General features: G+C 71.7%; 21 protein-coding genes. 13 read left to right on the forward strand and 8 right to left on the reverse strand.

Going from position 1 to position 25,564, the window contains the following annotated elements:
- The first annotated feature begins 167 nt into the window (after positions 1-167).
- The 10 genes from ccrA to Sspor_RS10765 all read left to right on the forward strand — a co-directional run bounded on the left by ccrA (position 168) and on the right by Sspor_RS10765 (position 10,840).
- Positions 168-1,505 carry a crotonyl-CoA carboxylase/reductase gene (gene ccrA, locus Sspor_RS10720; RefSeq protein ID WP_202198847.1) on the forward strand — a complete coding sequence of 446 codons (1,338 nt, stop codon included), beginning with the start codon at positions 168-170 and terminating at the stop codon, positions 1,503-1,505.
- Between the two features lie 31 nt (positions 1,506-1,536).
- Positions 1,537-3,618 carry an ethylmalonyl-CoA mutase gene (locus tag Sspor_RS10725; RefSeq protein ID WP_202198848.1) on the forward strand — a complete coding sequence of 694 codons (2,082 nt, stop codon included), beginning with the start codon at positions 1,537-1,539 and terminating at the stop codon, positions 3,616-3,618.
- Positions 3,615-4,589, forward strand: a complete 975-nt coding sequence (locus Sspor_RS10730) for an HpcH/HpaI aldolase/citrate lyase family protein (RefSeq protein WP_030010164.1) — start codon at positions 3,615-3,617, stop codon at positions 4,587-4,589. The genes Sspor_RS10725 and Sspor_RS10730 overlap by 4 nt, the downstream gene beginning before the upstream one ends.
- 5 nt (positions 4,590-4,594) lie before the next feature.
- Entirely contained in the window at positions 4,595-5,107 is a 513-nt protein-coding gene (locus Sspor_RS10735) for a MaoC family dehydratase (protein WP_030010163.1), read from the forward strand.
- A gap of 2 nt (positions 5,108-5,109) precedes the next feature.
- Positions 5,110-6,315: an acyl-CoA dehydrogenase family protein gene (locus Sspor_RS10740; RefSeq protein ID WP_202198849.1), complete on the forward strand. Its 1,206-nt coding sequence runs from the start codon at positions 5,110-5,112 to the stop codon at positions 6,313-6,315.
- 186 nt (positions 6,316-6,501) lie between these two features.
- Complete coding sequence (locus Sspor_RS10745) at positions 6,502-7,158, forward strand: phosphatidylserine decarboxylase (protein WP_030010161.1); 657 nt, start codon at positions 6,502-6,504, stop codon at positions 7,156-7,158.
- A complete protein-coding gene (gene pssA, locus Sspor_RS10750; protein WP_202198850.1) occupies positions 7,145-8,005 on the forward strand; it encodes a CDP-diacylglycerol--serine O-phosphatidyltransferase in 861 nt (286 codons plus the stop codon). Before Sspor_RS10745 ends, pssA begins: the two co-directional genes overlap by 14 nt.
- A 340-nt stretch (positions 8,006-8,345) precedes the next feature.
- Entirely contained in the window at positions 8,346-9,830 is a 1,485-nt protein-coding gene (locus tag Sspor_RS10755) for an AlkA N-terminal domain-containing protein (RefSeq protein WP_202198851.1), read from the forward strand.
- A 12-nt stretch (positions 9,831-9,842) separates the two neighbouring features.
- Positions 9,843-10,364, forward strand: a complete 522-nt coding sequence (locus Sspor_RS10760) for a methylated-DNA--[protein]-cysteine S-methyltransferase (RefSeq protein ID WP_202198852.1) — start codon at positions 9,843-9,845, stop codon at positions 10,362-10,364.
- Between the two features lie 89 nt (positions 10,365-10,453).
- Complete coding sequence (locus Sspor_RS10765; RefSeq protein ID WP_202198853.1) at positions 10,454-10,840, forward strand: SHOCT domain-containing protein; 387 nt, start codon at positions 10,454-10,456, stop codon at positions 10,838-10,840.
- Positions 10,841-10,850: 10 nt separating this feature from the next.
- On the opposite strand, the gene Sspor_RS10770 is transcribed toward Sspor_RS10765, so the two are convergent.
- The 3 genes from Sspor_RS10770 to Sspor_RS10780 are packed head-to-tail and all read right to left on the reverse strand — an operon-like array spanning position 10,851 to position 13,570.
- The gene (locus tag Sspor_RS10770; RefSeq protein ID WP_202198854.1) at positions 10,851-11,279 is read right to left on the reverse strand and encodes a hypothetical protein; all 429 of its coding nucleotides are present in this window, start codon (positions 11,277-11,279) and stop codon (positions 10,851-10,853) included.
- A 50-nt stretch (positions 11,280-11,329) separates the two neighbouring features.
- Positions 11,330-11,830, reverse strand: a complete 501-nt coding sequence (locus Sspor_RS10775) for an NUDIX domain-containing protein (RefSeq protein ID WP_202198855.1) — start codon at positions 11,828-11,830, stop codon at positions 11,330-11,332.
- Between the two features lie 18 nt (positions 11,831-11,848).
- Positions 11,849-13,570, reverse strand: a complete 1,722-nt coding sequence (locus Sspor_RS10780) for a BCCT family transporter (RefSeq protein ID WP_202198856.1) — start codon at positions 13,568-13,570, stop codon at positions 11,849-11,851.
- A 143-nt stretch (positions 13,571-13,713) separates the two neighbouring features.
- Between Sspor_RS10780 and Sspor_RS10785 the strand changes: the two genes are divergently transcribed.
- Positions 13,714-14,862 carry a glycerate kinase gene (locus tag Sspor_RS10785; RefSeq protein WP_202198857.1) on the forward strand — a complete coding sequence of 383 codons (1,149 nt, stop codon included), beginning with the start codon at positions 13,714-13,716 and terminating at the stop codon, positions 14,860-14,862.
- 174 nt (positions 14,863-15,036) lie between these two features.
- Here Sspor_RS10785 and Sspor_RS10790 read toward each other — a convergent pair whose 3' ends face one another.
- The gene (locus tag Sspor_RS10790; protein ID WP_202198858.1) at positions 15,037-15,618 is read right to left on the reverse strand and encodes a cysteine hydrolase family protein; all 582 of its coding nucleotides are present in this window, start codon (positions 15,616-15,618) and stop codon (positions 15,037-15,039) included.
- Between the two features lie 106 nt (positions 15,619-15,724).
- On the opposite strand from Sspor_RS10790, the gene Sspor_RS10795 reads away from it, so the two are divergent.
- Positions 15,725-16,720, forward strand: coding sequence for a GlxA family transcriptional regulator (locus Sspor_RS10795; protein ID WP_202198859.1), 996 nt, complete (start codon positions 15,725-15,727; stop codon positions 16,718-16,720).
- Positions 16,717-19,560, forward strand: a complete 2,844-nt coding sequence (locus Sspor_RS10800; protein WP_202198860.1) for a SpoIIE family protein phosphatase — start codon at positions 16,717-16,719, stop codon at positions 19,558-19,560. Before Sspor_RS10795 ends, Sspor_RS10800 begins: the two co-directional genes overlap by 4 nt.
- A 48-nt stretch (positions 19,561-19,608) precedes the next feature.
- Here Sspor_RS10800 and Sspor_RS10805 read toward each other — a convergent pair whose 3' ends face one another.
- The 4 genes from Sspor_RS10805 to Sspor_RS10820 form a co-directional block, all read right to left on the reverse strand.
- Entirely contained in the window at positions 19,609-21,675 is a 2,067-nt protein-coding gene (locus Sspor_RS10805; RefSeq protein WP_202198861.1) for a SpoIIE family protein phosphatase, read from the reverse strand.
- Positions 21,676-21,795: 120 nt separating this feature from the next.
- Positions 21,796-22,908: a molybdopterin-dependent oxidoreductase gene (locus Sspor_RS10810; RefSeq protein WP_202198862.1), complete on the reverse strand. Its 1,113-nt coding sequence runs from the start codon at positions 22,906-22,908 to the stop codon at positions 21,796-21,798.
- Positions 22,909-23,228: 320 nt separating this feature from the next.
- A complete protein-coding gene (locus tag Sspor_RS10815) occupies positions 23,229-24,488 on the reverse strand; it encodes an amino acid aminotransferase (protein WP_202198863.1) in 1,260 nt (419 codons plus the stop codon).
- A complete protein-coding gene (locus Sspor_RS10820) occupies positions 24,481-25,458 on the reverse strand; it encodes a DMT family transporter (protein WP_237403799.1) in 978 nt (325 codons plus the stop codon). The genes Sspor_RS10815 and Sspor_RS10820 overlap by 8 nt, the downstream gene beginning before the upstream one ends.
- Positions 25,459-25,564 lie beyond the last annotated feature (106 nt).

The raw sequence follows: 25,564 nt of genomic DNA on the forward strand, positions 1-25,564 counted from the left end.
GGGGAACGCGCCCCGGATTGCCTGCGTCACCAGGCACCGCACGCCTCACCACGGGCGTCGCCCAGCACCACAGCACAGCCGGACCGACGGCACACCGCACCCCGCTCGACGCTCCACGCACCCGTATACCTCAGCGCACCCTCATCAGCGCTAGCCGGAGGCTCACCGTGAAGGACATCCTGGACGCGATTCAGTCGCAGTCCGCCACCGCCGCAGACTTCGCGGCCCTGCCGCTGCCCGACTCGTACCGCGCGATCACCGTGCACAAGGACGAGGCGGAGATGTTCGCGGGGCTGACGACACGCGAGAAGGACCCGCGCAAGTCCCTTCACCTGGACAACGTCCCGGTGCCGGAGCTGGGCCCGGGCGAGGCCCTGGTCGCCGTCATGGCCTCCTCGGTCAACTACAACTCCGTGTGGACCTCGATCTTCGAGCCGGTGTCCACCTTCAGCTTCCTGGAGCGCTACGGGCGCCTGTCGGAGCTCACCAAGCGCCACGACCTCCCGTACCACGTCATCGGCTCCGACCTCGCGGGCGTCGTCCTGCGCACCGGCCCCGGCGTCAACGCCTGGAACCCGGGCGACGAGGTCGTCGCGCACTGCCTCTCCGTCGAGCTGGAGTCCTCGGACGGCCACAACGACACGATGCTCGACCCCGAGCAGCGCATCTGGGGCTTCGAGACCAACTTCGGCGGCCTGGCGGAGATCGCGCTCGTCAAGTCGAACCAGCTGATGCCCAAGCCCGACCACCTCAGCTGGGAGGAGGCCGCCTCCCCCGGCCTGGTCAACTCCACCGCCTACCGCCAGCTGGTCTCCCGCAACGGCGCCGCCATGAAGCAGGGCGACAACGTCCTGATCTGGGGCGCCAGCGGCGGCCTCGGCAGCTACGCCACCCAGTTCGCCCTGGCCGGCGGCGCCAACCCGATCTGTGTCGTCTCCTCCCCCGAGAAGGCCGACATCTGCCGGGCCATGGGCGCCACGGCGGTCATCGACCGCAACGCCGAGGGTTACAAGTTCTGGAAGGACGAGCACACCCAGGACCCGCGCGAGTGGAAGCGCTTCGGCTCGAAGATCCGCGAGCTGACCGGCGGCGAGGACATCGACATCGTCTTCGAGCACCCGGGCCGCGAGACCTTCGGCGCGAGCGTCTACGTCACCCGCAAGGGCGGCACCATCACCACCTGCGCCTCGACCTCCGGCTACATGCACCAGTACGACAACCGCTACCTGTGGATGTCCCTCAAGAAGATCGTCGGCTCCCACTTCGCGAACTACCGCGAGGCGTGGGAGGCCAACCGCCTGATCGCCAAGGGCAAGATCCACCCCACCCTGTCGAAGGTCTACTCCCTGGAGGACACCGGGCAGGCCGCCTACGACGTCCACCGCAACCTCCACCAGGGCAAGGTCGGCGTCCTCGCGCTGGCCCCCGAGGAGGGCCTGGGCGTCCGCGACCACGAGCTGCGCGCGACGCACCTCGACGCGATCAACCGCTTCCGTAACGTCTGAGACCGTTCAAAGGCCTAAGGGACAGCCTGAGATGACAGAGCGCCAGAAGGACCGTCCGTGGCTCATGCGGACGTACGCCGGCCACTCCACGGCCGAGGCGTCCAACGAGCTGTACCGCCGCAACCTCGCCAAGGGCCAGACGGGTCTGTCGGTCGCCTTCGACCTGCCGACCCAGACCGGATACGACCCCGACCACATCCTCGCCCGCGGCGAGGTCGGCCGGGTCGGGGTCCCGGTCTCCCATCTGGGCGACATGCGGCGGCTGTTCCAGGACATCCCCCTGGAACAGATGAACACCTCGATGACGATCAACGCCACGGCCATGTGGCTGCTGGCGCTCTACCAGGTGGCCGCCGAGGAGCAGGGCGCGGACATCGCCCAGCTCCAGGGCACCACCCAGAACGACATCGTCAAGGAGTACCTCTCGCGCGGGACGCACGTCTTCCCGCCGGGGCCGTCCCTGCGGCTGACGACGGACATGATCGCGTACACGGTCAACCACATCCCCAAGTGGAACCCGATCAACATCTGCTCGTACCACCTCCAGGAGGCCGGGGCCACCCCGGTCCAGGAGATCTCGTACGCGATGTCCACGGCGATCGCGGTCCTCGACTCGGTGCGCGACTCGGGCCAGGTGCCCGAGGAGCGCTTCGGCGAGGTCGTCGCCCGGATCTCCTTCTTCGTGAACGCGGGCGTCCGCTTCATCGAGGAGATGTGCAAGATGCGCGCCTTCGGCCGCATCTGGGACAAGGTCACCAAGGAGCGCTACGGCATCGAGAACGCGAAGCAGCGCCGCTTCCGTTACGGCGTCCAGGTCAACTCCCTGGGGCTGACCGAGGCGCAGCCGGAGAACAACGTCCAGCGCATCGTGCTGGAGATGCTCGCGGTCACCCTCTCCAAGGACGCCCGCGCCCGCGCCGTGCAGCTGCCCGCCTGGAACGAGGCGCTGGGCCTGCCCCGGCCCTGGGACCAGCAGTGGTCGCTGCGCATCCAGCAGGTGCTGGCGCACGAGAGCGACCTGCTGGAGTACGAGGACATCTTCGCCGGGTCCCACGTCATCGAGGCCAAAGTCGACTCCCTGGTCGCCGACTGCCTGGCCGAGATCGACCGGATCCAGGAGATGGGCGGCGCCATGGCGGCCGTCGAGTCCGGGTACCTGAAGGGCGAGCTGGTCTCCTCGCACGCCGAGCGGCGGGCGCGGATCGAGGCCGGCGAGGACAAGATCGTCGGTGTCAACTGCTTCCAGCAGACCGAGGAGAACCCGCTCACGGCCGACCTGGACGGCGCCATCATGACGGTCGACCCGGCGACGGAGGCCTTCACCGTCGAGCGCATCGGCCGCTGGCGGTCCGAGCGCCAGGAGTCCTCGGACCGCCAGGGGAACGGCGACCCGTTCGTCTTCCCCACCACCCGGCAGGCGCTGGAGCGCCTCAAGGAGGCCGCGGCGGGCACCGAGAACCTCATGGAGGCCACGCTGGAGTGCGCCCGCGCCGGTGTCACCACCGGCGAGTGGGCCGGCGCCCTGCGCGAGGTGTTCGGCGAGTTCCGCGCCCCCACCGGGGTCTCCTCGGCCCCGGTGGCGGTCACCGCCGAGCCCGGCACGCCGATGCACGAGGTCCGCGAGAAGGTCTCCCGCACGGCCGACGAGCTCGGCTCGGGACGGCTGCGCCTGCTGGTCGGCAAGCCCGGCCTGGACGGGCACTCCAACGGCGCCGAGCAGATCGCCGTCCGGGCCCGCGACGCCGGCTTCGAGGTGGTCTACCAGGGCATCAGGCTGACGCCGGAGGAGATCTCCTCCGCGGCGCTGGCCGAGGACGTGCACTGCGTGGGACTGTCCATCCTGTCCGGCTCGCACAGCGCCCTGGTGCCGGACGTCCTGGAACGGCTGCGACTGGCGGGGGCGGGTGACATCCCCGTCATCGTCGGAGGCATCATTCCCAACGCCGACGCCGTGACGCTCAAGGCAGCGGGTGTCGCCGCCGTCTTCACGCCGAAGGACTTCGGCATCACGGAGATCATCGGCCGTATCGTCGACGAGATCCGCAAGGCCAACAAGCTCGCCCCCCTCGACACAGACAACGCACTCGTTGCAAGCACGGAGGTCCCCGCATGACCACGCCCGTCCACCCGGTGAACCGTCTTCGCCCGCGTCGCTCCTGCCTCGCGGTGCCCGGCTCGAACCCGCGGTTCCTGGAGAAGGCCCAGGGCCTGCCGGCCGACCAGGTCTTCCTGGACCTGGAGGACGCCTGCGCGCCGCTCGCCAAGGAAGGCGCCCGCCACACCATCGTGGACGCGCTGAACAACGGTGACTGGACCGGCAAGACCCGCGTCGTGCGCGTCAACGACTGGACCACGCACTGGACCTACCGCGACGTCGTCACGGTGGTCGAGGGCGCCGGCCAGAACCTCGACTGCATCATGCTGCCGAAGGTCCAGGACGCCCAGCAGGTCGTGGCGCTGGACCTGCTGCTGACCCAGATCGAGAAGACCATGGGCTTCGAGGTCGGCAAGATCGGCATCGAGGCGCAGATCGAGAACGCCAAGGGCCTGGTGAACGTCGACGAGATCGCCGCCGCCTCGCCCCGGCTGGAGACCATCATCTTCGGCCCGGCCGACTTCATGGCCTCGATCAACATGAAGTCCCTGGTCGTGGGCATGCAGCCGCCCGGCTACCCGGCCGACGCCTACCACTACATCCTGATGCGGATCCTGATGGCGGCCCGCATGCACAACCTGCAGGCGATCGACGGCCCCTTCCTCCAGATCCGTGACGTGGACGCCTACCGCGAGGTGGCCGGCCGGGCCGCCGCACTGGGCTTCGACGGCAAGTGGGTGCTGCACCCGGGCCAGGTCGACGCGGCCAACGAGGTCTTCTCCCCCTCCCAGGAGGACTACGACCACGCCGAGCTGATCCTCGACGCGTACGACTGGTGCACCTCGGAGGCCGGCGGCAAGAAGGGCTCCGCGATGCTCGGCGACGAGATGATCGACGAGGCCAGCCGCAAGATGGCCCTGGTCATCGCGGGCAAGGGCCGTGCCGCCGGCATGGAGCGCACCACCAAGTTCGAGATCCCGGAGGCCTGACCGCCATGCAGTTCGGACGCACGTACGAAGAATTCGAGGTCGGGGCGGTCTACAAGCACTGGCCCGGAAAGACGGTCACCGAGTACGACGACCATCTCTTCTGTCTGCTGACCATGAATCACCACCCGCTCCACATGGACAGCAATTACGCGGAGAACACGACCGACTTCGGCAAGAACGTCGTCGTGGGCAACTACATCTACTCGCTGCTGCTCGGCATGTCCGTCCCGGACGTCTCCGGGAAGGCCATCGCCAACCTGGAGATCGAGTCCCTGCGGCACGTGGCGCCGACCTTCCACGGCGACACGATCTACGGCGAGACCACGGTCCTCGACAAGACCCCGTCGAAGTCGAAGAACGACCGCGGCATCGTCTACGTGGAGACCAAGGGCTACAAGCAGGACGGCACCCTCGTCTGCGTCTTCCGGCGCAAGGTGATGGTCCCGACCGAGACGTACATCAAGGAGCGCGGCGGCGAGCAGCCCGGCCGCCCCACGCTGAAGGAACAGGGGAAGTAGCCATGGCCCGACTCGCCCAGACCGCCGGGCTGAACGACGTCCAGCGGGAGATCCTCAAGACCGTCCGGGAGTTCGTCGACAAGGAGATCATCCCGGTCGCGACCGAGCTCGAACACCGCGACGAGTACCCGCAGCAGATCGTCGACGGCCTCAAGGAGCTCGGCCTCTTCGGCCTGATGATCCCGGAGGAGTACGGCGGCCTGGGTGAGTCGCTCCTCACCTACGCCCTGTGCGTCGAGGAGATCGCCCGCGGCTGGATGTCCGTCTCGGGCATCATCAACACCCACTTCATCGTGGCGTACATGCTCAAGCAGCACGGCACGCAGGAGCAGAAGGACTACTTCCTCCCGCGCATGGCCCTGGGCGAGGTGCGCGGCGCGTTCTCGATGTCCGAGCCGGCGCTGGGCTCCGACGTGTCGGCCATCACGTCCAAGGCGGTGAAGGACGGCGACGAGTACGTCCTCAACGGCCAGAAGATGTGGCTGACGAACGGTGGCAGCTCCACCCTGGTGGCCGTTCTCGTCCGGAGTGACGAAGGACACCCCGAGGGCACCGCGCCCCACAAGTCGATGACGACCTTCCTCGTCGAGAAGGAGCCCGGCTTCGGTGAGGTCCGTCCCGGCCTGACCATCCCCGGCAAGATCGACAAGATGGGCTACAAGGGCGTCGACACGACCGAGCTCATCATGGACGGACTGCGCATTCCGGCCAATCGGGTACTCGGCGGTCAGACGGGCCGAGGGTTTTACCAAATGATGGACGGCGTCGAGGTCGGCCGCGTCAACGTGGCGGCGCGTGGCTGCGGTGTCGCTCAGCGTGCTTTCGAACTGGGTGTCTCCTATGCCCAGCAACGTCACACTTTCGGCAAGCCGATCGCGGAACACCAGGCGATTCAGTTCAAGCTGGCCGAGATGGCTACCAAGGTCGAAGCCGCTCATGCGATGATGGTCAATGCAGCACGCAAAAAGGACTCCGGGGAACGAAACGACCTCGAAGCAGGGATGGCGAAGTACCTCGCCTCCGAGTACTGCAAGGAGGTCGTCGAGGACGCCTTCCGTATCCACGGTGGATACGGGTTCTCGAAGGAGTACGAGATCGAGCGTCTCTACCGGGAGGCCCCGATGCTGCTGATCGGTGAAGGTACCGCCGAGATCCAGAAAATGATCATCGGGCGACGCCTGCTCGAGGAGTACCGGCTTCAGGGCTGAAAGTCCCTTTTGCAGCGAATCATCCATGGGTTCGTTGCGAAAGGATCACTGGCAGTGACTGGCTGACGGCCATCGACTCGGCTTCTGGCTTGCCCAGTTGTTGCGCGCAACCGATAGCATTCCAGTAAAGCCGCCGTCCCGTCCCCCCGTTTGCGGCGCGGCAATCACCCGCTACGAAGGTCATCCATGCCCCACAGCCAAACCTCTGCACCTCGCGACAGCCTCCTTGGCGTACGCCTCGCGCGCGGAGCATCGCCGTGGCTTCTGCCGACCGTCGCCACCGCGGCGCTCAGCCTCACCCGGGCCCGCAAGTCCGGACGCTGGGCCGCGGCGGCCGTGCCCGCCACCGCGCTCGCCGCGGGCATGCTGTGGTTCTTCCGCGACCCCGAGCGTGAGATCGCTCAGGGCCGTGTCATCTCCCCCGCCGACGGTGTGGTGCAGAGCATCATGCCGTGGAAGGACGGACGGACCCGGGTCGCGATCTTCATGAGCCCGCTGAACGTCCACGTCAACCGTGCGCCCCTCGCGGGCACGGTGACGTCCGTGGAGCACATCCCCGGCGGATTCGTCCCGGCGTTCAACAAGGAGAGCGAGAACAACGAGCGCGTCGTCTGGCACTTCGACACCGAACTCGGTGACATCGAGATGGTGCAGATCGCCGGCGCCGTCGCCCGTCGCATCGTCCCGTACCTGCCGGCCGGCACCAAGGTGGAGCAGGGCGAACGCATCGGTCTGATCCGCTTCGGCTCCCGCGTCGACATCTACCTCCCCGAGGGCGTCGAAGTCGCGGTCGAGGTCGGTCAGGCCACCACCGCGGGGGTGACACGAATTGACCGTGACTGACCCTGAGACTCCGGCCACAGGCTGGGTTCCGGAACCTGCCGAGGAGGAGTCCGCCGAGGACGACATGCCGCTCTCGCTGCGGCTGTCGATAGCGGACACCCTCACTCTCGGTAACGCGACGTGCGGATTCATGGCGGTGTACTTCACCACCACCGGAATCCTCATCCCGCACCTCACCGGCAGTGGCGAGTCGGGCATGGCGCGCAACAGCGCCGCGACGGCAGTGATACTGATGCTGCTCGCCGCGGTCTTCGACCTCTTCGACGGCATCGTGGCCCGCAAGCTGCGCAGCTCGCCGATGGGTGCCGAGCTGGACAACCTGTCCGACCTGATCAGCTTCGGCCTCGCTCCGGCCTACTTCGTGCTCGTCTACGGCATGGTCGCCGTCGACGCGCACCAGAAGATGTCGGCGCTGGCCGCGATCGTGGTGCTGCTCGCCGTGGTGCTCAGACTCGCGAGATTCAGCTGTGTGACGATGAAGGACGGCATGTTCCAGGGCATGCCGAGCCCCTTCGGCGCGCTGACGGTCGTCTCGATCGTGCTGCTGGAGCTGCCGTTCGTCCCGACCCTGCTGGCGATCATCGGGGTGGCCTGGCTGATGGTGAGCCGGGTCGAGTACCCCAAGCCGCGGGGCGTTCTCGCGGTGGCGATGCTCTGCTGGATCATCAGCGCGATGGGGCTGCTGGCGGCCTGGGCGTTCGACGCCCCGGGCGGTCAGCTGCTGCTCCAGACCGGCTGTGCCCTGCAGATCGCGATGGCGGCGACCATCCCGCTCTTCGCGACGACGCGGAAGGCCAACACCTTCCGGCACAACCGCCGCGAGGCCCGCGCCACGACGCTGCGCTAGCTGTACCGGAGAAGGCCCCGGATGCCCTTGGCATCCGGGGCCTTCTGCCGTTCCCTCCCGGCGGGTCCTGGGCCGGGGTCGGGAGTGGGGCCGGAGCCTGAGGGCGGGGTCGGGGCCGGTGGTGGGGCGGGGGTTGTCCGGGGTGTAAAACGTGATGTGTTGGCCCGGACCTCCGGGCACTCTTCCATCCGGCCGTGGGGCCATAAATCATGCCTACCCCGGACGGCCCCCGCCCCACCGCCGGACCCGGCCCCGCCCCGCCCGGCCCTCCGAGCCCCCGCGTAACCTTGATGTCGGAAAACCGCCAGCCGGCGGTTCCGCGACACCGGATCCTAGAGCCATGCACACCGACACCGAGCGCTGCGTAAGGGCCGTGCAGTCGAAGGACGCCCGCTTCGACGGCTGGTTCTTCACCGCCGTCCTGACCACCCGGATCTACTGCCGGCCCAGCTGCCCCGCGGTGCCGCCGAAGGTCGAGAACATGACCTTCCTGCCCAGCGCGGCCGCCTGCCAGCAGGCCGGGTTCCGGGCCTGCAAGCGGTGCCGGCCCGATACGAGCCCCGGTTCGCCCGAGTGGAACGCACGGGCCGACGCCGTCGCGCGCGCGATGCGGCTGATCCAGGACGGCGTCGTGGACCGGGAAGGGGTGCCGGGCCTGGCCACCCGGCTGGGCTACTCCACCCGCCAGGTCGAGCGCCAGCTGAACGCCGAGCTCGGGGCCGGTCCGCTCGCCCTGGCGCGGGCCCAGCGCGCCCAGACCGCCCGGCTGCTCGTCGAGACCTCCGAGCTCCCCATGGGGGACGTGGCCTTCGCCGCCGGGTTCTCCTCCATCCGGACCTTCAACGACACGGTCCGCGAGGTCTTCGCCCTGTCCCCGAGCGAGCTGCGGGAGCGGGCCGTCAAGGCCGGCCGCGGCAGGAACGCCCCGCCCCGGATCCCGGGGACGATCAGCCTGCGGCTGCCGTTCCGGGCTCCGCTCAATCCGGACAACCTCTTCGGGCACCTCGCCGCGACCGCCGTCCCCGGGGTCGAGGAGTGGCGCGAGGGCGCCTACCGCCGGACCCTGCGTCTGCCCTACGGCACCGGGGTCGTCGCCCTGACCCCGCAGCCCGACCACATCGGCTGCCGGCTCGCCCTGACCGACCTGCGCGACCTCACCATCGCCATCAGCCGCTGCCGCTGGATGCTCGACCTGGACGCCGACCCGGAAGCGGTCGACGAACAGCTGCGCCGCGATCAGCTGCTGGCCCCGCTCGTGGACAAGGCCCCCGGGCGCCGGGTGCCGCGTACCGTCGACGCGCCGGAGTTCGCCGTACGGGCGGTGCTGGGCCAGCAGGTGTCCACCGCGGCGGCGCGCACGCACGCGGCCCGGCTGGTCACCGCGTACGGGGAGCCGGTCGAGGACCCGCTCGGCGGGCTGACCCACCTCTTCCCCTCCCCGCAGGCCCTCGCCGGGCTGGACCCGGAGGCGCTCGCCCTGCCGCGCAGCCGGCGCGCCACACTGACCACCCTGGTCTCGGCGCTGGCCGACGGCTCGCTGGTGCTCGGCCTCGACAGCGACTGGGAGGCGGCGCGGGCGCAGCTCTCGGCGCTGCCCGGCTTCGGTCCGTGGACCACCGAGGTGATCGCGATGCGGGCCCTCGGCGACCCGGATGCCTTCCTGCCGTCCGATCTGGGCGTCCGGCGGGCGGCGCAGGGGCTCGGGCTGCCGTCCACCCCGTCGGCGCTGACCGCGCGGGCGGCCGCCTGGCGGCCCTGGCGTGCGTACGCCGTCCAGTACCTGTGGGCCACCGACGCCCACCCCATCAACCACCTGCCCGTCTGAGGAGCACCAGCGATGCGATCCACCACGAACAGCGCCAGGACGCACACCGTCGTCGACAGCCCCTACGGCCCGCTGACCCTGGTCGCCACGGACGGGGTGCTCAGCGGCCTCTACATGACCGGGCAGCGCCACCGGCCGGCCGAGGAGTGCTTCGGGGAGCGAGTGGCCGTGACCGAGGAGCCCTTCCCCGAGGTGGCGCGCCAGCTGAGCGCGTACTTCGCAGGGGAGCTCACCGCGTTCGACCTGCCGCTGCACCTGGAGGGCACGGAGTTCCAGCGCAGCGTCTGGGACCAGCTCGTGCGGATCCCGTACGGCGAGACGTGGTCCTACGGCGAGCTCGCGGGGCGGCTGGGCAAGCCCAACGCCTCGCGCGCGGTGGGCCTGGCGAACGGGAAGAACCCGGTCGGCATCATCGTGCCCTGCCACCGGGTGATCGGCGCGTCGGGCGGGATGACCGGTTACGGCGGCGGTCTCGACCGCAAGGTGCGGCTGCTGGCCTTCGAGTCCGGCGTACAGGTCCGGGTTCTGTCCTGAACAGCGGCCCGGGTCCTGCCCCATTCCGAAATGCGGACTTTTTGCAGCGGTTGTATGAATGGAATACCGCTACATGATCGGAGTCGGGCATGGACGACTATCCGCTTCTCAACATCTTCTGGACGATGCTGTACCTGTTCCTGTGGATCATGTGGTTCTTCCTGCTCTTCAAGATCATCACGGATATCTTCCGTGACCACAGCCTCGGTGGCTGGGGGAAGGCGGGATGGCTGATCTTCGTGCTCCTGCTGCCCTTCCTCGGCGTGTTCGTCTACCTCATCGCCCGGGGCAGGAGCATGGGCGAGCGGGACCTGAAGCAGGTCCAGGAGAACGAGGCCGCCTTCCGGGACTACGTCCAGAAGACGGCGGGCTCCGGCGGCAGCGCGGACGAGCTGCACAAGCTCTCCGCCCTCAAGGACAAGGGCGACATCACCCAGGCGGAGTTCGACCGCGCCAAGGCCAAGCTCCTGGCCTGACCCGCCGGGGTCAGACGACGAGGAGCGGGACGAGGAGCGCGAAGGCGGCTCCGGCCTCCACCGCGTAGTTGTACAGCGAGGGGTGCTGGACCGGGGCGGCGAGCAGGACCACGCTCTGCTGGGCGGCCGCGGCCGCCACCCAGTCGGGGTCGGCGCCGAGATTGCCCTGGTACCAGCCCTCGCAGGAGCCGGGTCCGGTGACGGCGAGGAGGTCGTCCTCGCGGCGGTAGAAGGCCTGCCAGCCGGCGGCCGGGGCGGACCAGCCCTCGAAGTCGGTGAACAGGGCCCAGCCGCCCTCGCGTATCGCGGTGTCGAACAGCCAGACCGGGGTCCCCTCCGGAGTGACTTCACCACCGGCCTGCTGGTCGGTGGTGAAGTGCACCAGGGGAAGGGCGTCGGGCCCGTCGGCGGTGCTGGGCCAGGCGTACATCGTGATCATCTGCTGATTCTGTCCTGGTCGAGGTAAGTCCGGTGTTACGGGGCCCCTGCTCACGGGGCCGCCGGGCGCCGGCCGTTCTCCAGTTCCGCGGTCCCCTCGCCCGACTGCGCGATCCGGTAGGCCTCCTGGGTGCGCAGTCCGAGCGATTCGGGCAGGTACGCGGTGAGTTCGGAGGGGTCGACCAGCCGCCAGGAGTCCAGCTCCTCCTCCTGGAGCGTGACGGAGGCGAGCTGTGCCTCGTCGAGGACGCCGCCGTCGTAGAGGTAGGCGACCACCGGCGGGCGGCCGGGGCCCAGCACCCAGTCGACGACGAGGAGGCGGCCCAGGGGCAGGTCGAGGCCGATCTCCTCGGCGCTCTCGCGGCGGGCCGCGGTGCGCGGCGACTCTCCCTGGTCGGACTCGATGGTGCCGCCCGGCAGGACCCAGCCCTCACGGTAGTTGGGCTCCACGAGCAGGACCCGGCCGCCGGCGTCCCGGTAGAGGACGGCGGCGCCGGCCAGCACCCGGGGCAGGCTCGCGATGTACGTGGCGTAGTCATCGGTGGTGGTCACCCGGCCACCCTACCGAGATCAGGGCCGTGTACCGCCCGTCCCGTCCTCGCGTTCCCGGCCCCTGGACTCCGCGACGCGCCGCGGCCGCGGGTGCCGCTCCGTCCCCTGTTCGGTGACGGCGTCCCCGACCATGGCCCGGACCGCGTCCCGCATCCCGTGCAGCGGGTGGTGGCGGGCGGGTCCGGCGCCGGGGTCCGTGCGGAGCTCCTTCACCAGGGCCCAGCAGAGCAGCATCATGACGATGACGAAGGGCAGCGCGACCAGGATGGTGGCGGTCTGCAGGGACTTCAGGCCGCCCGCGACGAGGAGCACGGCGGCGACGGCGGCCATGAGCACGCCCCAGGTGACGACGAGCCAGGTGGGCGGGTCGAGGGAGCCGCGGCTGGTGAGCGAACCCATCACCAGGGAGGCGGAGTCGGCGCTGGTGACGAAGTAGGTCATGACCAGGACCATGGCGACCCATGAGGTGACCGTGGAGAGCGGCAGGGCGTCCAGCATGGCGAACAGCGAGGCCTCCGTACCGTCCTTGATCTTGACGGCGAAGTCGACGGCCCCGGTGGAGTCGAGGCGGATGGCGGTGCCGCCCATGACGCAGAACCAGATCACGGTGGCCCCGCTGGGGACGAGCAGCACGCCGATGAGGAACTCGCGGATGGTGCGGCCGCGCGAGATGCGGGCGATGAACGTACCGACGAAGGGGGCCCAGGACAGCCACCAGGCCCAGTAGAAGATCGTCCACGCGCCGAGCCACTTGGAGTCGGTGAAGGCGCCGGTGCGGCTGGCCATGGGCACCAGCTCGCTCAGGTATCCGCCGACGCTGGAGGGGATCACGTCGAGGATGTAGACGGTCGGACCGAGCACGAAGACGAAGAGCATCAGGGTCGCGGCGAGCACGATGTTGGCGGTGCTGAGCCACTTCACGCCCTTGTGCAGGCCGGAGAAGGCGGAGAGGACGAAGGCCGCCGACAGCGAACCGATGATGATCAGTTCGACGGTGGTGGAGTCCTCGACGCCGGTCGTGAGGCTGAGCCCCTTGGAGACCTGGAGCGCGCCCAGGCCGAGGCTGGTGGCGGTGCCGAAGACGGTGGCGAACACGGCCAGCAGGTCGATGGCCTTGCCGGCCCGTCCGTCGGCCCGCTCCTGTCCCATCAGGGGGACGAAGGCCGAGCTGAGGCGGTTGCCGCGGCCCTTGCGGAAGGTCGCGTAGGCCAGGGCGAGGCCGGCGATGCCGTAGATCGCCCAGGGGGTGAGGGTCCAGTGGAAGAAGGAGTACTCCATGGCCGCGAGCGCGGCGGCGCCGGTACGGGGGGCCGCGCCGGAGGCCGGGGGCGGGGCCAGGTAGTGGGTGAGCGGCTCCCCCACCCCGTAGAACATCAGGCCGATGCCCATGCCGGCGCTGAACATCATCGCGATCCACGCGAGGTTGGTGAACTCGGGCTCGGAGTCGTCGGCGCCCAGGCGGATCCGGCCGAAGCGGCTGATCGCGAGGACGACGCACATGACGAGGAAGACATCGGCGGCGATCACGAACAGCCAGGCGAAGTTGCCCAGCACCCAGGAGAGCGCGGTGCCGGACGCCGTGTCGAAGGAGTCCCCGGCGAGGGCCGCCCAGGCGACGACGGCCAGCACGGCGATCACACCCACGGTGACGACGGCGTGGTCGGGCGCGCCGTCCGCGGGGCCGCCGGATCCCCCTCCCGGGGTGCCCGGACGTGGCTGTTCCAGTGATTCCGCGCTCATGCGGCCACACTATGCAGGCGTATATCCCTATTTAGGGGCATGGCGCGCCGGGTGTGGCCCAGGCCACTCATGGGCATAGGAGGATCCTCCGGATAAGCTCATGGCGGCGCGACTGCACTGTTCGATAGCAAGGGAATAGCAAGGTGACGGACGGAGCAGTAACTGAGGCCGCGCGCGTGCTCATCGCCGCGGACAAATTCAAGGGCTCGCTCACAGCCGTTCAGGTCGCGGAGCGGGTGACGGCCGGTCTTCGCAGGGCCGTACCGGACGTGGAGATCGAGACCCTCCCCGTGGCGGACGGCGGCGACGGAACGGTCGCGGCAGCCGTGGCAGCCGGCTTCGAGCGCCGGGAGGTACGGGTCACCGGACCCCTCGGCGACCAGGTCACGGCCGCCTTCGCGCTGCGCGAGGGCACCGCGGTGGTCGAGATGGCGGAGGCCTCCGGGCTGCAGCTGCTGCCGGCGGGCACCTTCGCCGCGCTGACGGCGACCACGTACGGCTCGGGCGAGCTGCTCAAGGCCGCGCTGGACGCGGGCGCGCGCTCGATCGTCTTCGGCGTGGGCGGCAGCGCCACCACCGACGGCGGCGCCGGCATGCTGGCCGCGCTGGGCGCCGTGTTCCTGGATGCGAACGGCGAACCGGTCGGTCCGGGCGGCGGCGCGCTCGCCGAGCTGGCCTCGGCCGACCTGTCCGGCGTCGACCCGCGCTTCGCGGAGGTGGAGTTCGTCCTCGCGAGCGACGTGGACAACCCGCTGACCGGCCCGAAGGGCTGCGCCGCGGTCTACGGCCCGCAGAAGGGGGCCTCGCCCGAGGACGTCGCGACGCTCGACGCGGCGCTGGCGCACTTCGCGGTGGTACTGGAGAAGTCGATCGGTGCGAAGGCCGCCGAGTGCGCAGTGCTCCCGGGTGCGGGCGGCGCGGGCGGCATCGGCTACGGAGCCCTGCTGCTCGGCGCGACGTTCCGTCCCGGCATCGAGCTGATGCTGGAGGTCCTGGGCTTCGCCCCGGCGCTGGAGCGGGCCACGCTGGTCATCACCGGCGAGGGCTCCCTGGACGAGCAGACCCTGCACGGCAAGGCCCCGGCGGGTGTCGCGGCCGCGGCGCGTGCGGCGGGCAAGCCCGTGGTGGCCGTCTGCGGCCGGCTGCTGCTGAGCCAGGAGGCCCTGGAGGGGGCCGGCATCCGCAAGGCGTACCCGCTGACGGACCTGGAGCCCGACCCGGCCAGGTCCATCCCGAACGCGGGCCCCCTGCTGGAGCAGGTCGCCGCGAACATCGCCGCCGACGTCCTCTGACGCCGCCACCTCCGAGGGCCCCGCTCCCTGATCCCTGGGGCGGGGCCCTCACCCATCCAGCCTCGCCGGCGTTTGAGGCGCGGGGCCTGGGGCGGAGCCCCGGGAAACCCGGCTCCGCCGGGCACCGGGCTCCGCCCGGCCCCGCGCCTCAAACGCCGGCGAGGCTGGAAACGGCTACGCCCGCAGGAGGTCGGCCGTGGTGACCACGCGGGCGAAACCGCCGCCCTCCAGGTTCACAGCGGTGGCGGTGGCGAGCTCGTCCGCCGTCAGCGCGCGGCCCGCCGGCCCGGCGAGGTCGAAGGTGTGAGTGGCGTCGAGCGGGACGATCACGTCGTAGCCCAGGTTCCCCGCCATCCGGGCCGTGGTCTCGACGCACATGTTGGTCTGGATGCCGACCAGCACCAGCTGGCCGATGCCCCGGGCCGTGAGCCATTCGGCCAGGTCCGGGGTGCCGTAGAAGGCCGAGTTCACGGTCTTGGTGATCACCAGGGCCCCCTGGCTCCGCTCCTCGACCAGGTCCTTGAAGGCGTGGCCGGGGTGGTCGGCGGCCAGGACGGAACCGGGCTGCACGGAGGCGTGCCGGACGAGGACCACCGGGCGGCCGGCCGCCTGCCAGTCGTCCATCAGGGCCGCGATGTTCTTCTCGGCGGCCGGGTTGTTGCGCGGCCCCCAGAAAGACTCCTCGTCGAAGCCCTTCTGCACGTCGATGACCAGCAGGGCACTGTCGGGGGCGATCTCGATCGCGGTCGTTGTCATGACTCCATGCTGTCGGCCGGGCCGCGGCCCCGACAGCGCCCCCGAGGTCCCGAACCGATGGGATCCTGCCAGGCTGGCAGTTGCGGCGCCCTGGCACACTGGCCGGATGCGCCGTGTCGCGATCGTCGTCCAGCCCGGTATCCGCAGCTTCGACCTCGCCGTCATCACCGAGGTCTGGGGCCCCGACCGCAGCCGCGACGGGGTACCGGGCTTCGAGCTGCGCCGGTGCGCCCTGGAGCCCGGTCCGATCCCGCTGCCCGGCGGCCTGACCCTGGCTCCCGACCGGGGGCTGGACTGGCTGGCCACGGCCGACCTGGTCGTCGTACCGGCGCTGGCCGAGCCGGCCGACCCGACGCCCGGGCCGGTCCTCGCCGCCCTGCGCGAGGCGCATGCGCGGGGCGTGCCGGTCGCGGCCCTGTGCGCCGGGGCGTTCGTCCTGGCGGAGGCCGGTCTGCTGGAGGGCCGCCGGGCGGTGACCCACTGGTGGCTGGCCCCGCAGCTCGCCGCCCACTACCCCGGGATCGTGGTCGAGGACGCCCCTCTCTACGTCGAGGACGGCGGGCTGTGGACCTCCGCCGGGGTGGCCTCCGGGATCGACCTGTGCCTGCACCTCGTCCGGGAGGCGCACGGTGCCGAGGCCGCCGCCGCCATCGCCCGTTCCATGGTGACGGGCCCCTTCCGGACCGGGGACCACGCCCAGTACCTGGACCGGCCCGTCCCGGCCGCGGACCGGACGGCGGAGGCGCTGGCCGCCGTACGGGCTCGCGCCCTGCGCTCGCTGCGGGAGCCGCTGTCCGTGGCGACCATGGCCGGCTGGGCCGGGATGTCCCCGCGTTCCTTCGCCCGGCACTTCGCCGCCGCGACCGGCACCACCCCGCACCGATGGCTGCTGGAACACCGGCTGGACGCGGCCCGCAAGCTGCTGGAGCGCACCGACCATCCGGTGCCGGAGGTGGCCCGGCGGGCCGGTTTCGCCAGTGAGGTCACCTTCCGCCAGCACTTCACCGCGCATGTCGGGCTCGGTCCCCGCGCGTACCGTGCGGCCTCTTGCGCACCGGCAGTCGCACCAAACCCTCCGGACAGTGTTAGAAAGGGCTCATGACCGGACGTTTTGGTCGCCAGCCGACCGGATGGGGCTCGCGGCTGTCCGCGCGCCTGTCCCGGTGGGGGCACAGCGTCGCCGGTCAGGTCTTCGCGCTCCAGGCGATGATCGTGCTCCTGCTGATCGCCGCCGCCGCGGCGGCCCTGGTGCTCCAGGCCCGGTACGACAGCGAGCGCGACGCCCGTCACCGCTCCCTGGCGGCGGCGGAGTCCTTCGCGCACTCCCCCGGTGTCGCGTCGGCACTGGTCTCGGCGGATCCGACCGCCCTGCTCCAGCCGCTGGCCGAGGCCGCCCGCCAGGGCTCGGGGGTCGACTTCATCGCCGTCATGAACACCGCCGGGATCCGCTACACCGACCCCCGGCCCGAGCTGATCGGCCGGCGGGCCACCGGTGACCTCAGCCGTGCGGTCGCCGGGCACGCCTTCACCGAGACCTTCCGCGGCGAGCCGACCGACGCCGTCCGGGCCGTCGTCCCGATACGGAACGCCGACGGCGTCGTCATCGGCCTGGTCGGCACCGGCATAGACATCGAGAACGTCTCCCAGGTGGTCGAGGGCCAGCTGCCGCTGCTGCTCGGTGCGGCCGCGGGCGCCCTGCTGCTCGGGACCGGCGGCGCCGCCCTGGTCAGCGGCCGGCTGCGGCGTCAGACCCGGGGACTGGGCGCCGCCGAGATGAGCCGGATCAACGAGCACCACGAGGCCGTCCTGCACGCCGTGCGCGAGGGCGTGGTCATCGTCGACGCCGACCAGCGGCTGGTCCTGGCCAACGACGAGGCCCGCCGGCTCCTCGGCCTGCCGCCCGAGCCCGAGAACCGGCACGTCACCGACCTCGGCCTCGACCCGCGCACCGCGGAGCTGCTCGCCTCGGGCCTGGTCGTGACGGACCACGTGCACCTGGCGGGCGACCGGCTGCTCGCGGTCAACGTGCGGCCCACCAAGGAGTACCGGGGCATGTCCACGGGCAGCGTCGTGACCCTGCGCGACTCCACCGAACTCGCCGCGCTCTCCGGCCGGGCCGCGGTCGCCCGCAGCCGGCTGCAGCTGCTGTACGACGCCGGCGTGCGGATCGGTACGACCCTGGACGTGGTGCGAACCGCCGAGGAGCTGTCGGAGGTGGCCGTTCCCCGGTTCGCGGACTTCGTCACGGTGGAGCTGCTGGACCCGGTGCTGCACGGTGACGAGCCTTCGCCGGCCGCCGGTGTCCACACCCAGATGCGCCGGGCCGCCATCACCGGCGTCCGTACCGACTCGCCGCTCCAGCCGGTCGGCGACATCATCCGGTTCGTCGTCCCGACGGCCCCGATGGCGGCGGCCCTGGACGCCGGGCACGCGGTTCTGGCGGCCGACCTGAACGCGGCCATGGGCTGGCGGGCCCAGGACGCCCAGGGGACCCGGGCAGCCCTCGACTACGGGCTGCACTCGCTGATCTCCGTACCGCTCCAGGCCCGGGGGGTGGTCCTGGGCATGGCCAACTTCTGGCGGGCCGCCGACACCCCGGAGTCCTTCGACGAGGAGGACCGTTCCTTCGCGGCGGAGCTGGGCGCGCGCGCCGCCGTGTCCATCGACAACGCCCGCCGCTTCACCCGCGAGCACGCGATGGCCGTGACGCTCCAGCGCAGCCTCCTGCCCCGGGTGCTGCCCGCCCAGAACGCCGTGGACGTCGCCTACCGCTACCTGCCCGCGAAGGCGGGGGTCGGCGGGGACTGGTTCGACGTGATCCCGCTGCCGGGCGGCCGGGTGGCGCTGGTGGTCGGCGATGTCGTCGGGCACGGGGTGCACGCCGCGGCCACCATGGGCCGGCTGCGGACGGCGGTGCACAATTTCTCCACCCTGGACCTGCCGCCCGACGAGCTGCTCGGCCACCTGGACGAGCTGATCAACCGGATCGACCAGAACCTGACCGGGACGGTACCCGCGGGCGGGAACGGCGGCGGGGAGGCGGCCGCGGACGGGATCGCCCCGGACGCGATGGCCGGGGCGATCCCGGACGGAACGGCCGAGGCGGCCACGGTCACGGGTGCCACCTGCCTCTACGCGGTCTACGACCCGGTGTCCGGGCGCTGTCTGATGGCCAGCGCCGGTCATCCCGGGCCCGCGCTGATCCGTTCCGAAGGGGAGGTCGAGTTCCCCCCGCTGCCGGCCGGCCTGCCCCTGGGCGTCGGCGGCATGCCCTTCGAGGCCGCCGAGTTCGCGCTTCCCGAGGGCAGCCGGCTGGTGCTCTTCACCGACGGCCTGGTGGAGGACCGCGACCGGGACTTCGACGCCGGTCTGCACCTGCTGGGCGAGACGCTGGCGCGGCCCGGCCGCAGCCCCGACCAGGCCTGTTCGGACGTGCTCGCCGCGATGCTGTTCCCAGTGCCGAGCGACGACATCGCCCTGCTGGTCGCCGACACCCGGCGGCTGGAGGCCGACCGGATCGCCGAGTGGGAGGTGCCGGGCGAGGCCTCGGCCGTCTCGCGGGTGCGCAACGCGGGCGCGGCGCAGCTCGCCGCATGGGGGCTGGACGAGATCTCCTTCGCGACGGAGCTGATCCTCAGCGAGCTGATCACCAACGCCATCCGGTACGGGAGCGCGCCCGTGCGGGTGCGGCTGCTGCGCGACCGGACCCTCATCTGCGAGGTCTCCGACGGCAGCAGCACCTCACCGCACCTGCGGTACGCGGCGACCACGGACGAGGGCGGGCGCGGGCTGTTCCTCGTCGCCCAGTACGCCGACCGGTGGGGCACCCGTTACACCGAACGCGGCAAGGTCATCTGGGCCGAGCTGCCGCTGACCGGGGGCGCGGAGCCGGAGGCGGCCGCCCCGCCGGACCTGGACGCGCTGGAGGACCTGGCCTGGTGAGCCGGGTGGTCCGGAATACGGGATCCGGGCCGGTGTTCCGGGGGCGGCTTACACCGGCCGGGTGCGGGCCAGCAGCACGGCGACGTCGTCCTGCTGGGCGCATGGCAGCAGCCGCCGCAGGATCCCGTCGCACAGTTCCTCCAGGGGCTGGTCCACCCGCTGTAAGGCCCCCGCCAGCTGGGCCATGCCCTGGTCGAGGTCCCGGTCCCGGGCCTCGATGAGGCCGTCGGTGTAGAGCACGAGCAGGCTGCCCGGGGGCAGCCGCAGCTCCTCAGTCCGGAAGTCCTGGCCGCCCGTGCCCAGCGGGGTCCCGGGCGGGCCGTCGAGGAAGGTGATGTTCCCGTCGGGGGTGACGACGGCGGGCGGCGGGTGGCCGGCCCGGGCGATCATGCAGGCGCCGGTGGCCGCGTCGTGGACGGCGTACACGCAGGTGGCCATCTCGTCCTCGCCCAGGTCGGCCACGACGGCGTCGAGCGAGCGGAGCAGCTCCGCCGGGGGTACGTCGTGGCGGGCGAGGGTCCGTACGGCCGTCCGCAGCTGGCCCATGACGGCGGCGGCGTGGATGCCGTGGCCCATGACGTCCCCGATGACCAGCCCGGTCCGGCCGCCGGGCAGCGGGATGACGTCGTACCAGTCCCCGCCGACGTCGTGATCGCTGGCGGGCAGGTAGCGCCCGGTGAGTTCGAGGCCGGGGACCTCGGGCAGCGCGCTGTTGGTGAGGCTGCGCTGGAGGGTCAGGGCGGCCTGGCGCTGGAGGGTGTACATCCGGGCGTTGTCGATGTTGAGGGCGGCGCGGGCGACCAGCTCGTCGACGAGGACGCGGTCCTGCTCGTCGAAGGGTTCCCGCTCGCGCGTGCGCGTCAAGGCGACGGCGCCGAGCACCGTGCCGCGGGCGACGAGCGGGACCAGGCGGGCCGAGCCCAGGGTGGCGAGGTAGGTGCGCAGCGCTTCGGCGCGCGGGGAGGTGATCAGTGCCGGGATGTCGGCGAGGTGGAGGTTCATGGGCCGTCCCTCGGAGATCACCTGCTCGTAGGTGGTGCCCATGGGGATCTGGAAGGTCTGGCCGGGGGCGAGCGTCGCGGTGGGGGCGGTCGGGTCGGGGAAGTGGGCGGCCAGGCGGCGCAGGACACCGCGGGTGGAGGCCGTGGGGACGGGGCCCTCGTCGGGGCCCAGTACCGCTTCGAGCAGTTGTACGTCGGCCGAGTCGGCGAGCTGGGGCACCAGCACGTCCACGATCTCCTGGGCGGTCTGGTGGAGGTCCAGGGTGGTGCCGATGCGGGCGCCGGCCTCGGCGAGCAGGGCGAACCGGTGGCGGGCCCGTTCGGCGTCGGCCTGGGCGCGCTGGCCCTCGGTGATGTCGATGAGGGAGGCGATGACGCCGAGGGCGCGGCCGGTGCCGTCCAGCAGCGGGGCGTAGGAGCAGGACCAGGTCCGGTCGTTGTCCGGGTCGGCAGGGGTCCGTCCGGTGCGGCGGACGTCCACGACGGCGGTGCCCTGGTCGAGGACCTGCCGCATGGTGGCCTCCAGGGCGGCGGCGTTGACCCCGGGGACCACCTCGGTGAGCCGTTTGCCGAGGTGGTCGGCGGCGGAGACGCCGTTCATCCGGGCCAGTGCGTCGTTGACACGGAGGAACCGCAGGTCGGTGCCGAGGGTGGCGAGGCCTATGGGCGACTGGGTGAACAGGCTCTGGAGGGCTGCGAGGGAGTCCCTCATGTGGAGGACCTCGGAGGTCTCCACGGCGATGAGCATGGCCCCGGTCCGGCCCTGCGGGTCTACGGCGGGGACGATCCACATCTCCATCGGGACGCGGTGGCCGTCGCGGTGGCGCACGGGCAGGGTGCCGACGACGGTCTCGCCGGACTGGACGCGCCGGGTCAGCTGCTCGGCGAGCTCGCGGTTGGCCTCGGGGACGAGCACGGCGCTGCCGGGGAGGCCGATGATGTCCTCGGGGCGGTGTCCGAGGAGGTCCCGGGCGGCCAGCGACCACTCCACGACCCGCCCGTCGGCGTCCTCGCGCCACAGGGCGATCGGCAGCAGCTCGCGCAGTACGCCCGCGTACCCGACCGCCGCGGCCGGCGGGTCCGGCACCTCGCTCGTCGCCTGGGAAGTGTCCAACGCACCGACCTCACCCCGGGGGGCCCGATTCCTACCGATTCACCCTATCCGAGGCGTGGGCGCGGGGCTCTGTGTCGGCCGATCCCGGCCCGGGCGCCGGCGGGGCGGGCCCGCCCGTGCTCATACGACCACGACGTCGACGCAGGCCACGGGGTTGCAGCCGTAGCCGCGGGCGTTCCACGGGGGCTGCGGGGGCTGGGTGGCGCCGTGGGCGTCCGTGGCGCGGGAGACCAGGCGGTACGGTCCGGGCCGCTGCGGTGTCCACCGGTACGACCAGCCGCTCCAGCCGTAGGGGCCGGCGGGTGGTTCGAGGAGGGCCTCCTGCCAGCCGCGCTCCCGGTGGCGGTCGTCGTCCTCGTACTCGGCGCGCACCTGGACGCTCCGCAGCGGCACCCCGGCGCCCGACCAGGCGCGGCCGCGGACGAGGGTCTCGTGGCCGCGGCGGACGGCCGTGTCCGGTTCGGGCTCGGTGATCAGGGACTTGACCCGCACGCTCGTCACCGGGCCGTCGGGGGTGCCGCGGGAGGCGACGTAGAGGTATTCCTCGCTCTGGAAGACCCCGGCGAACGGGCGGGTCACGGCCCGGGCCCCGACCAGCCACTTCACGTCGGCGACCGCGTAGCGGCCGGGGACCACCAGGCGGACCGGTGCCCCGTGCTCGGGGGCGAGCGGCTCGCCGTTCATCCGGGTGACGAGGAGGGTGTCCGGGTGGAGGGCCGCAGCGAGCGGGAGGCTGCGCTCGAAGGCGGCCCGGCGGCCGTGTACGGGGCCGGAGTCGGCGCCGGTGAAGACGACCTCCACGGTGGACGGCCCGATCAGGGCCCGTTCGGCGAGGAGGCGGAAGGGCACGCCGGCGAAATGCGCGCAGCCCACCGCCTGCTGCCCCCACGGCAGGCCGGGCGGGCGGGGGGACATCAGGCCGCGGCCGTTGCCCGCGCACTCGACCACGACGTCGAGTTCCCGGTGTTCCATCGCGAGCAGCTCTTCGTAGCCGATGGCGAAGGGGGCGGCCGCGGCGCCGCCGACGCGCAGCCGCCAGCTGCCGGGCGGGGTCCGCGGCATGCCGAAGTGGTCGCGTACGAAGAAGGCCCCGACGGGGGTGACCGGCTCGGCCAGTGCGGCCGAGGGGGTCTGGGCGTTGTACGGGTCTGCGGTGACCGTTTCGGGTGCCCAGACCGTGGCGCCGGGCCCCCGGGCAGCTCGTGGAACCGGCGATGTGGCCCATGTGGTCATGGCAGCACCTTCCGTCGGGGTGGTGCCGGGCGCGACGCGGATGTCTCCGACGCGGATTTCTTTACAGAGTACGTCCGGACAAGGCCTTGACTGGGGGCGAATTGGGAGGAAACTCATCAATACACCGGATAACCGGAAAGAGCCGCACCTCCCTCTGGAGACGTCCTCAGGCCCGCGTGACCCTTGTCCAGGCTCTGGCCAGGCCCCCGGCAGCACCTGTCGACCAGGGGAGCCATCGGCGACGGCGGATGGCTCATGGAATCGGCGGACTGCCGGGGACTGTCATGCCCTCGGCGCCTGCACTCCCCTTCGCGACCACCCTACGCACCCACGCGCGCGGCGGCGGCCGATCCGGACTCCTGCCGCGGGAACGCCGGGAGCGCGCGGGGGGCTTCGGCCGTGTCGAGGACGCCCGCGATGCCCCGGGCGAGGCAGGGGATCCGGTGCGCCGGGATGCCCGCGATGTTGATCCGCCCCGAGGTCGTGCCGTAGACGGCGTACTCCCTGCGCAGTCGGAGCATCTGCTGCGCGGACAGCGGCAGCATCGAGAACATCCCCTTCTGCCGGGCGAGCGAGCCCGCCTGTTCGGCGCAGCCGAGCGCGCTCAGGTGGGCGACCAGATCGGCCCGGTTGTCCATGATCCGGCCCCGCATGACCTCCAGCTCCGACCGCCAGGCGGCCCGCAGCCCCTCGTCCTCCAGGATCGTGGTGACGACGGCCGCGCCGTGCTCGGGCGGCATCGAGTAGAGCGTCCGGGCGGCGTTCTGCAGGGCGGTCTCGGCGTGCCGGACGGCCCGGTCCGAGGCGCCGAGCACGATGGCGCAGCCGACGCGGTCGCTGTAGAGGCCGAAGTTCTTCGAGCAGCTGACCGCGATCAGCATTTCCGGCACGCGTGCGGCGAGCATCCGCGTGGGCAGCAGGTCGGCCTCCAGGCCGTCGCCGAGCCCGTGGTAGGCGAGGTCGACGAAGGGCACCCAGCCGACGCGGGCGGCCGACTCGGCGAGCTCCTCCCAGTCGTCCAGCAGCGGGTCCACGCCCGTCGGGTTGTGGCAGCAGCCCTGGAGCAGGACCACGTCGTCCCGCTGCGCGCCGTCGAGCTCCCGCAGCACGCCGGCCGTGTCGAAGCCGCCGTCGGCGTCGCGCCAGCCGTACGGACGCACGCGCAGCCCGGCGGCCTCCAGGATGGGGCGGTGGTTGACGTAGGCCGGATCGCTGATCCACACCGTGGCGCCCGGGCGGGTCCGGCAGATCAGGTCGGCCAGCAGCCGCAGAGCTCCGGAGCCCGCGACGGTCTGGACGGCCGCTGCCCGGTCGGCCGGGCCGGCCGGGCCGAGGACGAGCTCCAGCAGGGAACGGTTGAAGGCGGCGTTGCCGGAGAGCCCGCGGTATTCCTTGGAGTCGGAGCGCTCGGCCAGCCGGATCTCGGCCTCACGGACGGCGGTCATGACGGGCGTGGTGCCCGACTGGTCCCGGTAGACGCCGAGGACGAGGTTCAGGCGTTCGGGCCGCTCGTCGCTGCCGAACTCGTAGGTCAGATCCCACAGCGGGTCGGTGGGCGGCGTGGGGAGGAGCTCAAGCATCTGCGGGAACCTCGGGTCGGGGGCGGCGGTTGGCGAGGACGACGCCGGCGGTGATCAGGGGGACGCCGACGAGGACGGCGAGGGTGGGCGTCTCGCCGAGCAGCGGGACGGCGAGCAGGACGACGGCGACGGGGCTGAGGCTGCCGAAGACGGCGCTGCGCTCGGCGCCGAGGCGGCGGATGGCGAAGGCGTACAGCAGGCCCGCGCACAGACCGACCCCGAGCCCCTGCACGACGAGGAACAGGGCGATGTCGCCGCCCGCGGCGTGCGCGATGCCGGTGGGGAGCACCCCGGTCAGCACCATGATTCCGATCACCGCGAAGGAGGGCAGGCAGAGCAGTCCGATCGACCCGACGGGGTCGAGGTCGACCTCGCGCAGCCCCACGGTGTAGAGGGCCCACAGGCCGCTGGCCACCAGGAGCGTGCCGGCGCCAGCGAGTACGTCCGTGTCGACGGGCACGACGTAGCGCCAGACGAGGGCGGCCACCCCGGCCGCGATCAGCGCGAGCCCGGCGGCCTGGGTGCCGCGAGGGGCGCCGTGACCGCGGCGGATCATGATCACGGAGACGAACAGCGGGACCATGCCGGGGACGATGGAGCCGACGAAGGCGGCGGACGTCAGGGCTCCGCCGTGCATCGCGGCGAGGAAGAACGGCACCCCGGCACCGCAGATGATCTTCACGGCGGGGCCGGGCCGCACCGCGGCGATGGCACGTCGGCGCCGCCACAGGGCGGGGAACAGGACGACGAGGGGCACGCCGAAGCGCAGCAGGGCCGCGTCGGCGGGCAGCAGGGAGGAACCGCTCAGGGCCCGGGCGCTGAGCGCGAAGGCCGCCCAGATCGACACGGTGACCAGCAGCGCCAGCATGCCCTCGGTCTGTGGGGAGAGCCCGCGCCGGCCGGGGTGTCCGGCCCGCGGGCCCGCCGCATCGGGAGGCAGGGTCGCCCGGGAGGTGTTCGTCGCGACCAAGGAAGTGCTCCAGCCTCTGAGACCCGGACCGATCCGGTCCGTGCCGGGGCAACGCTAGTGCGTGGGCCGGGGCAGCCGATTGCCAGTTCTGCCGCTCGGACATACG

Source organism: Streptomyces spororaveus, from assembly GCF_016755875.1.
Classification (GTDB): domain Bacteria; phylum Actinomycetota; class Actinomycetes; order Streptomycetales; family Streptomycetaceae; genus Streptomyces; species Streptomyces spororaveus.

Excerpts from the sequence above, each read along its gene's own strand:
- Sspor_RS10725 (WP_202198848.1), top strand. The coding sequence starts at position 1,537 with ATGACAGAGCGCCAGAAGGACCGTCCGTGGCTCATGCGGACGTACGCC.
- Sspor_RS10730 (WP_030010164.1), top strand. The coding sequence starts at position 3,615 with ATGACCACGCCCGTCCACCCGGTGAACCGTCTTCGCCCGCGTCGCTCC.
- Sspor_RS10735 (WP_030010163.1), top strand. The coding sequence starts at position 4,595 with ATGCAGTTCGGACGCACGTACGAAGAATTCGAGGTCGGGGCGGTCTAC.
- Sspor_RS10740 (WP_202198849.1), top strand. The coding sequence starts at position 5,110 with ATGGCCCGACTCGCCCAGACCGCCGGGCTGAACGACGTCCAGCGGGAG.
- Sspor_RS10745 (WP_030010161.1), top strand. The coding sequence starts at position 6,502 with ATGCCCCACAGCCAAACCTCTGCACCTCGCGACAGCCTCCTTGGCGTA.
- Sspor_RS10755 (WP_202198851.1), top strand. The coding sequence starts at position 8,346 with ATGCACACCGACACCGAGCGCTGCGTAAGGGCCGTGCAGTCGAAGGAC.
- Sspor_RS10760 (WP_202198852.1), top strand. The coding sequence starts at position 9,843 with ATGCGATCCACCACGAACAGCGCCAGGACGCACACCGTCGTCGACAGC.
- Sspor_RS10765 (WP_202198853.1), top strand. The coding sequence starts at position 10,454 with ATGGACGACTATCCGCTTCTCAACATCTTCTGGACGATGCTGTACCTG.
- Sspor_RS10770 (WP_202198854.1), bottom strand. The coding sequence starts at position 11,279 with ATGATCACGATGTACGCCTGGCCCAGCACCGCCGACGGGCCCGACGCC.
- Sspor_RS10780 (WP_202198856.1), bottom strand. The coding sequence starts at position 13,570 with ATGAGCGCGGAATCACTGGAACAGCCACGTCCGGGCACCCCGGGAGGG.
- Sspor_RS10790 (WP_202198858.1), bottom strand. The coding sequence starts at position 15,618 with ATGACAACGACCGCGATCGAGATCGCCCCCGACAGTGCCCTGCTGGTC.
- Sspor_RS10795 (WP_202198859.1), top strand. The coding sequence starts at position 15,725 with ATGCGCCGTGTCGCGATCGTCGTCCAGCCCGGTATCCGCAGCTTCGAC.
- Sspor_RS10800 (WP_202198860.1), top strand. The coding sequence starts at position 16,717 with ATGACCGGACGTTTTGGTCGCCAGCCGACCGGATGGGGCTCGCGGCTG.
- Sspor_RS10810 (WP_202198862.1), bottom strand. The coding sequence starts at position 22,908 with ATGACCACATGGGCCACATCGCCGGTTCCACGAGCTGCCCGGGGGCCC.
- Sspor_RS10815 (WP_202198863.1), bottom strand. The coding sequence starts at position 24,488 with ATGCTTGAGCTCCTCCCCACGCCGCCCACCGACCCGCTGTGGGATCTG.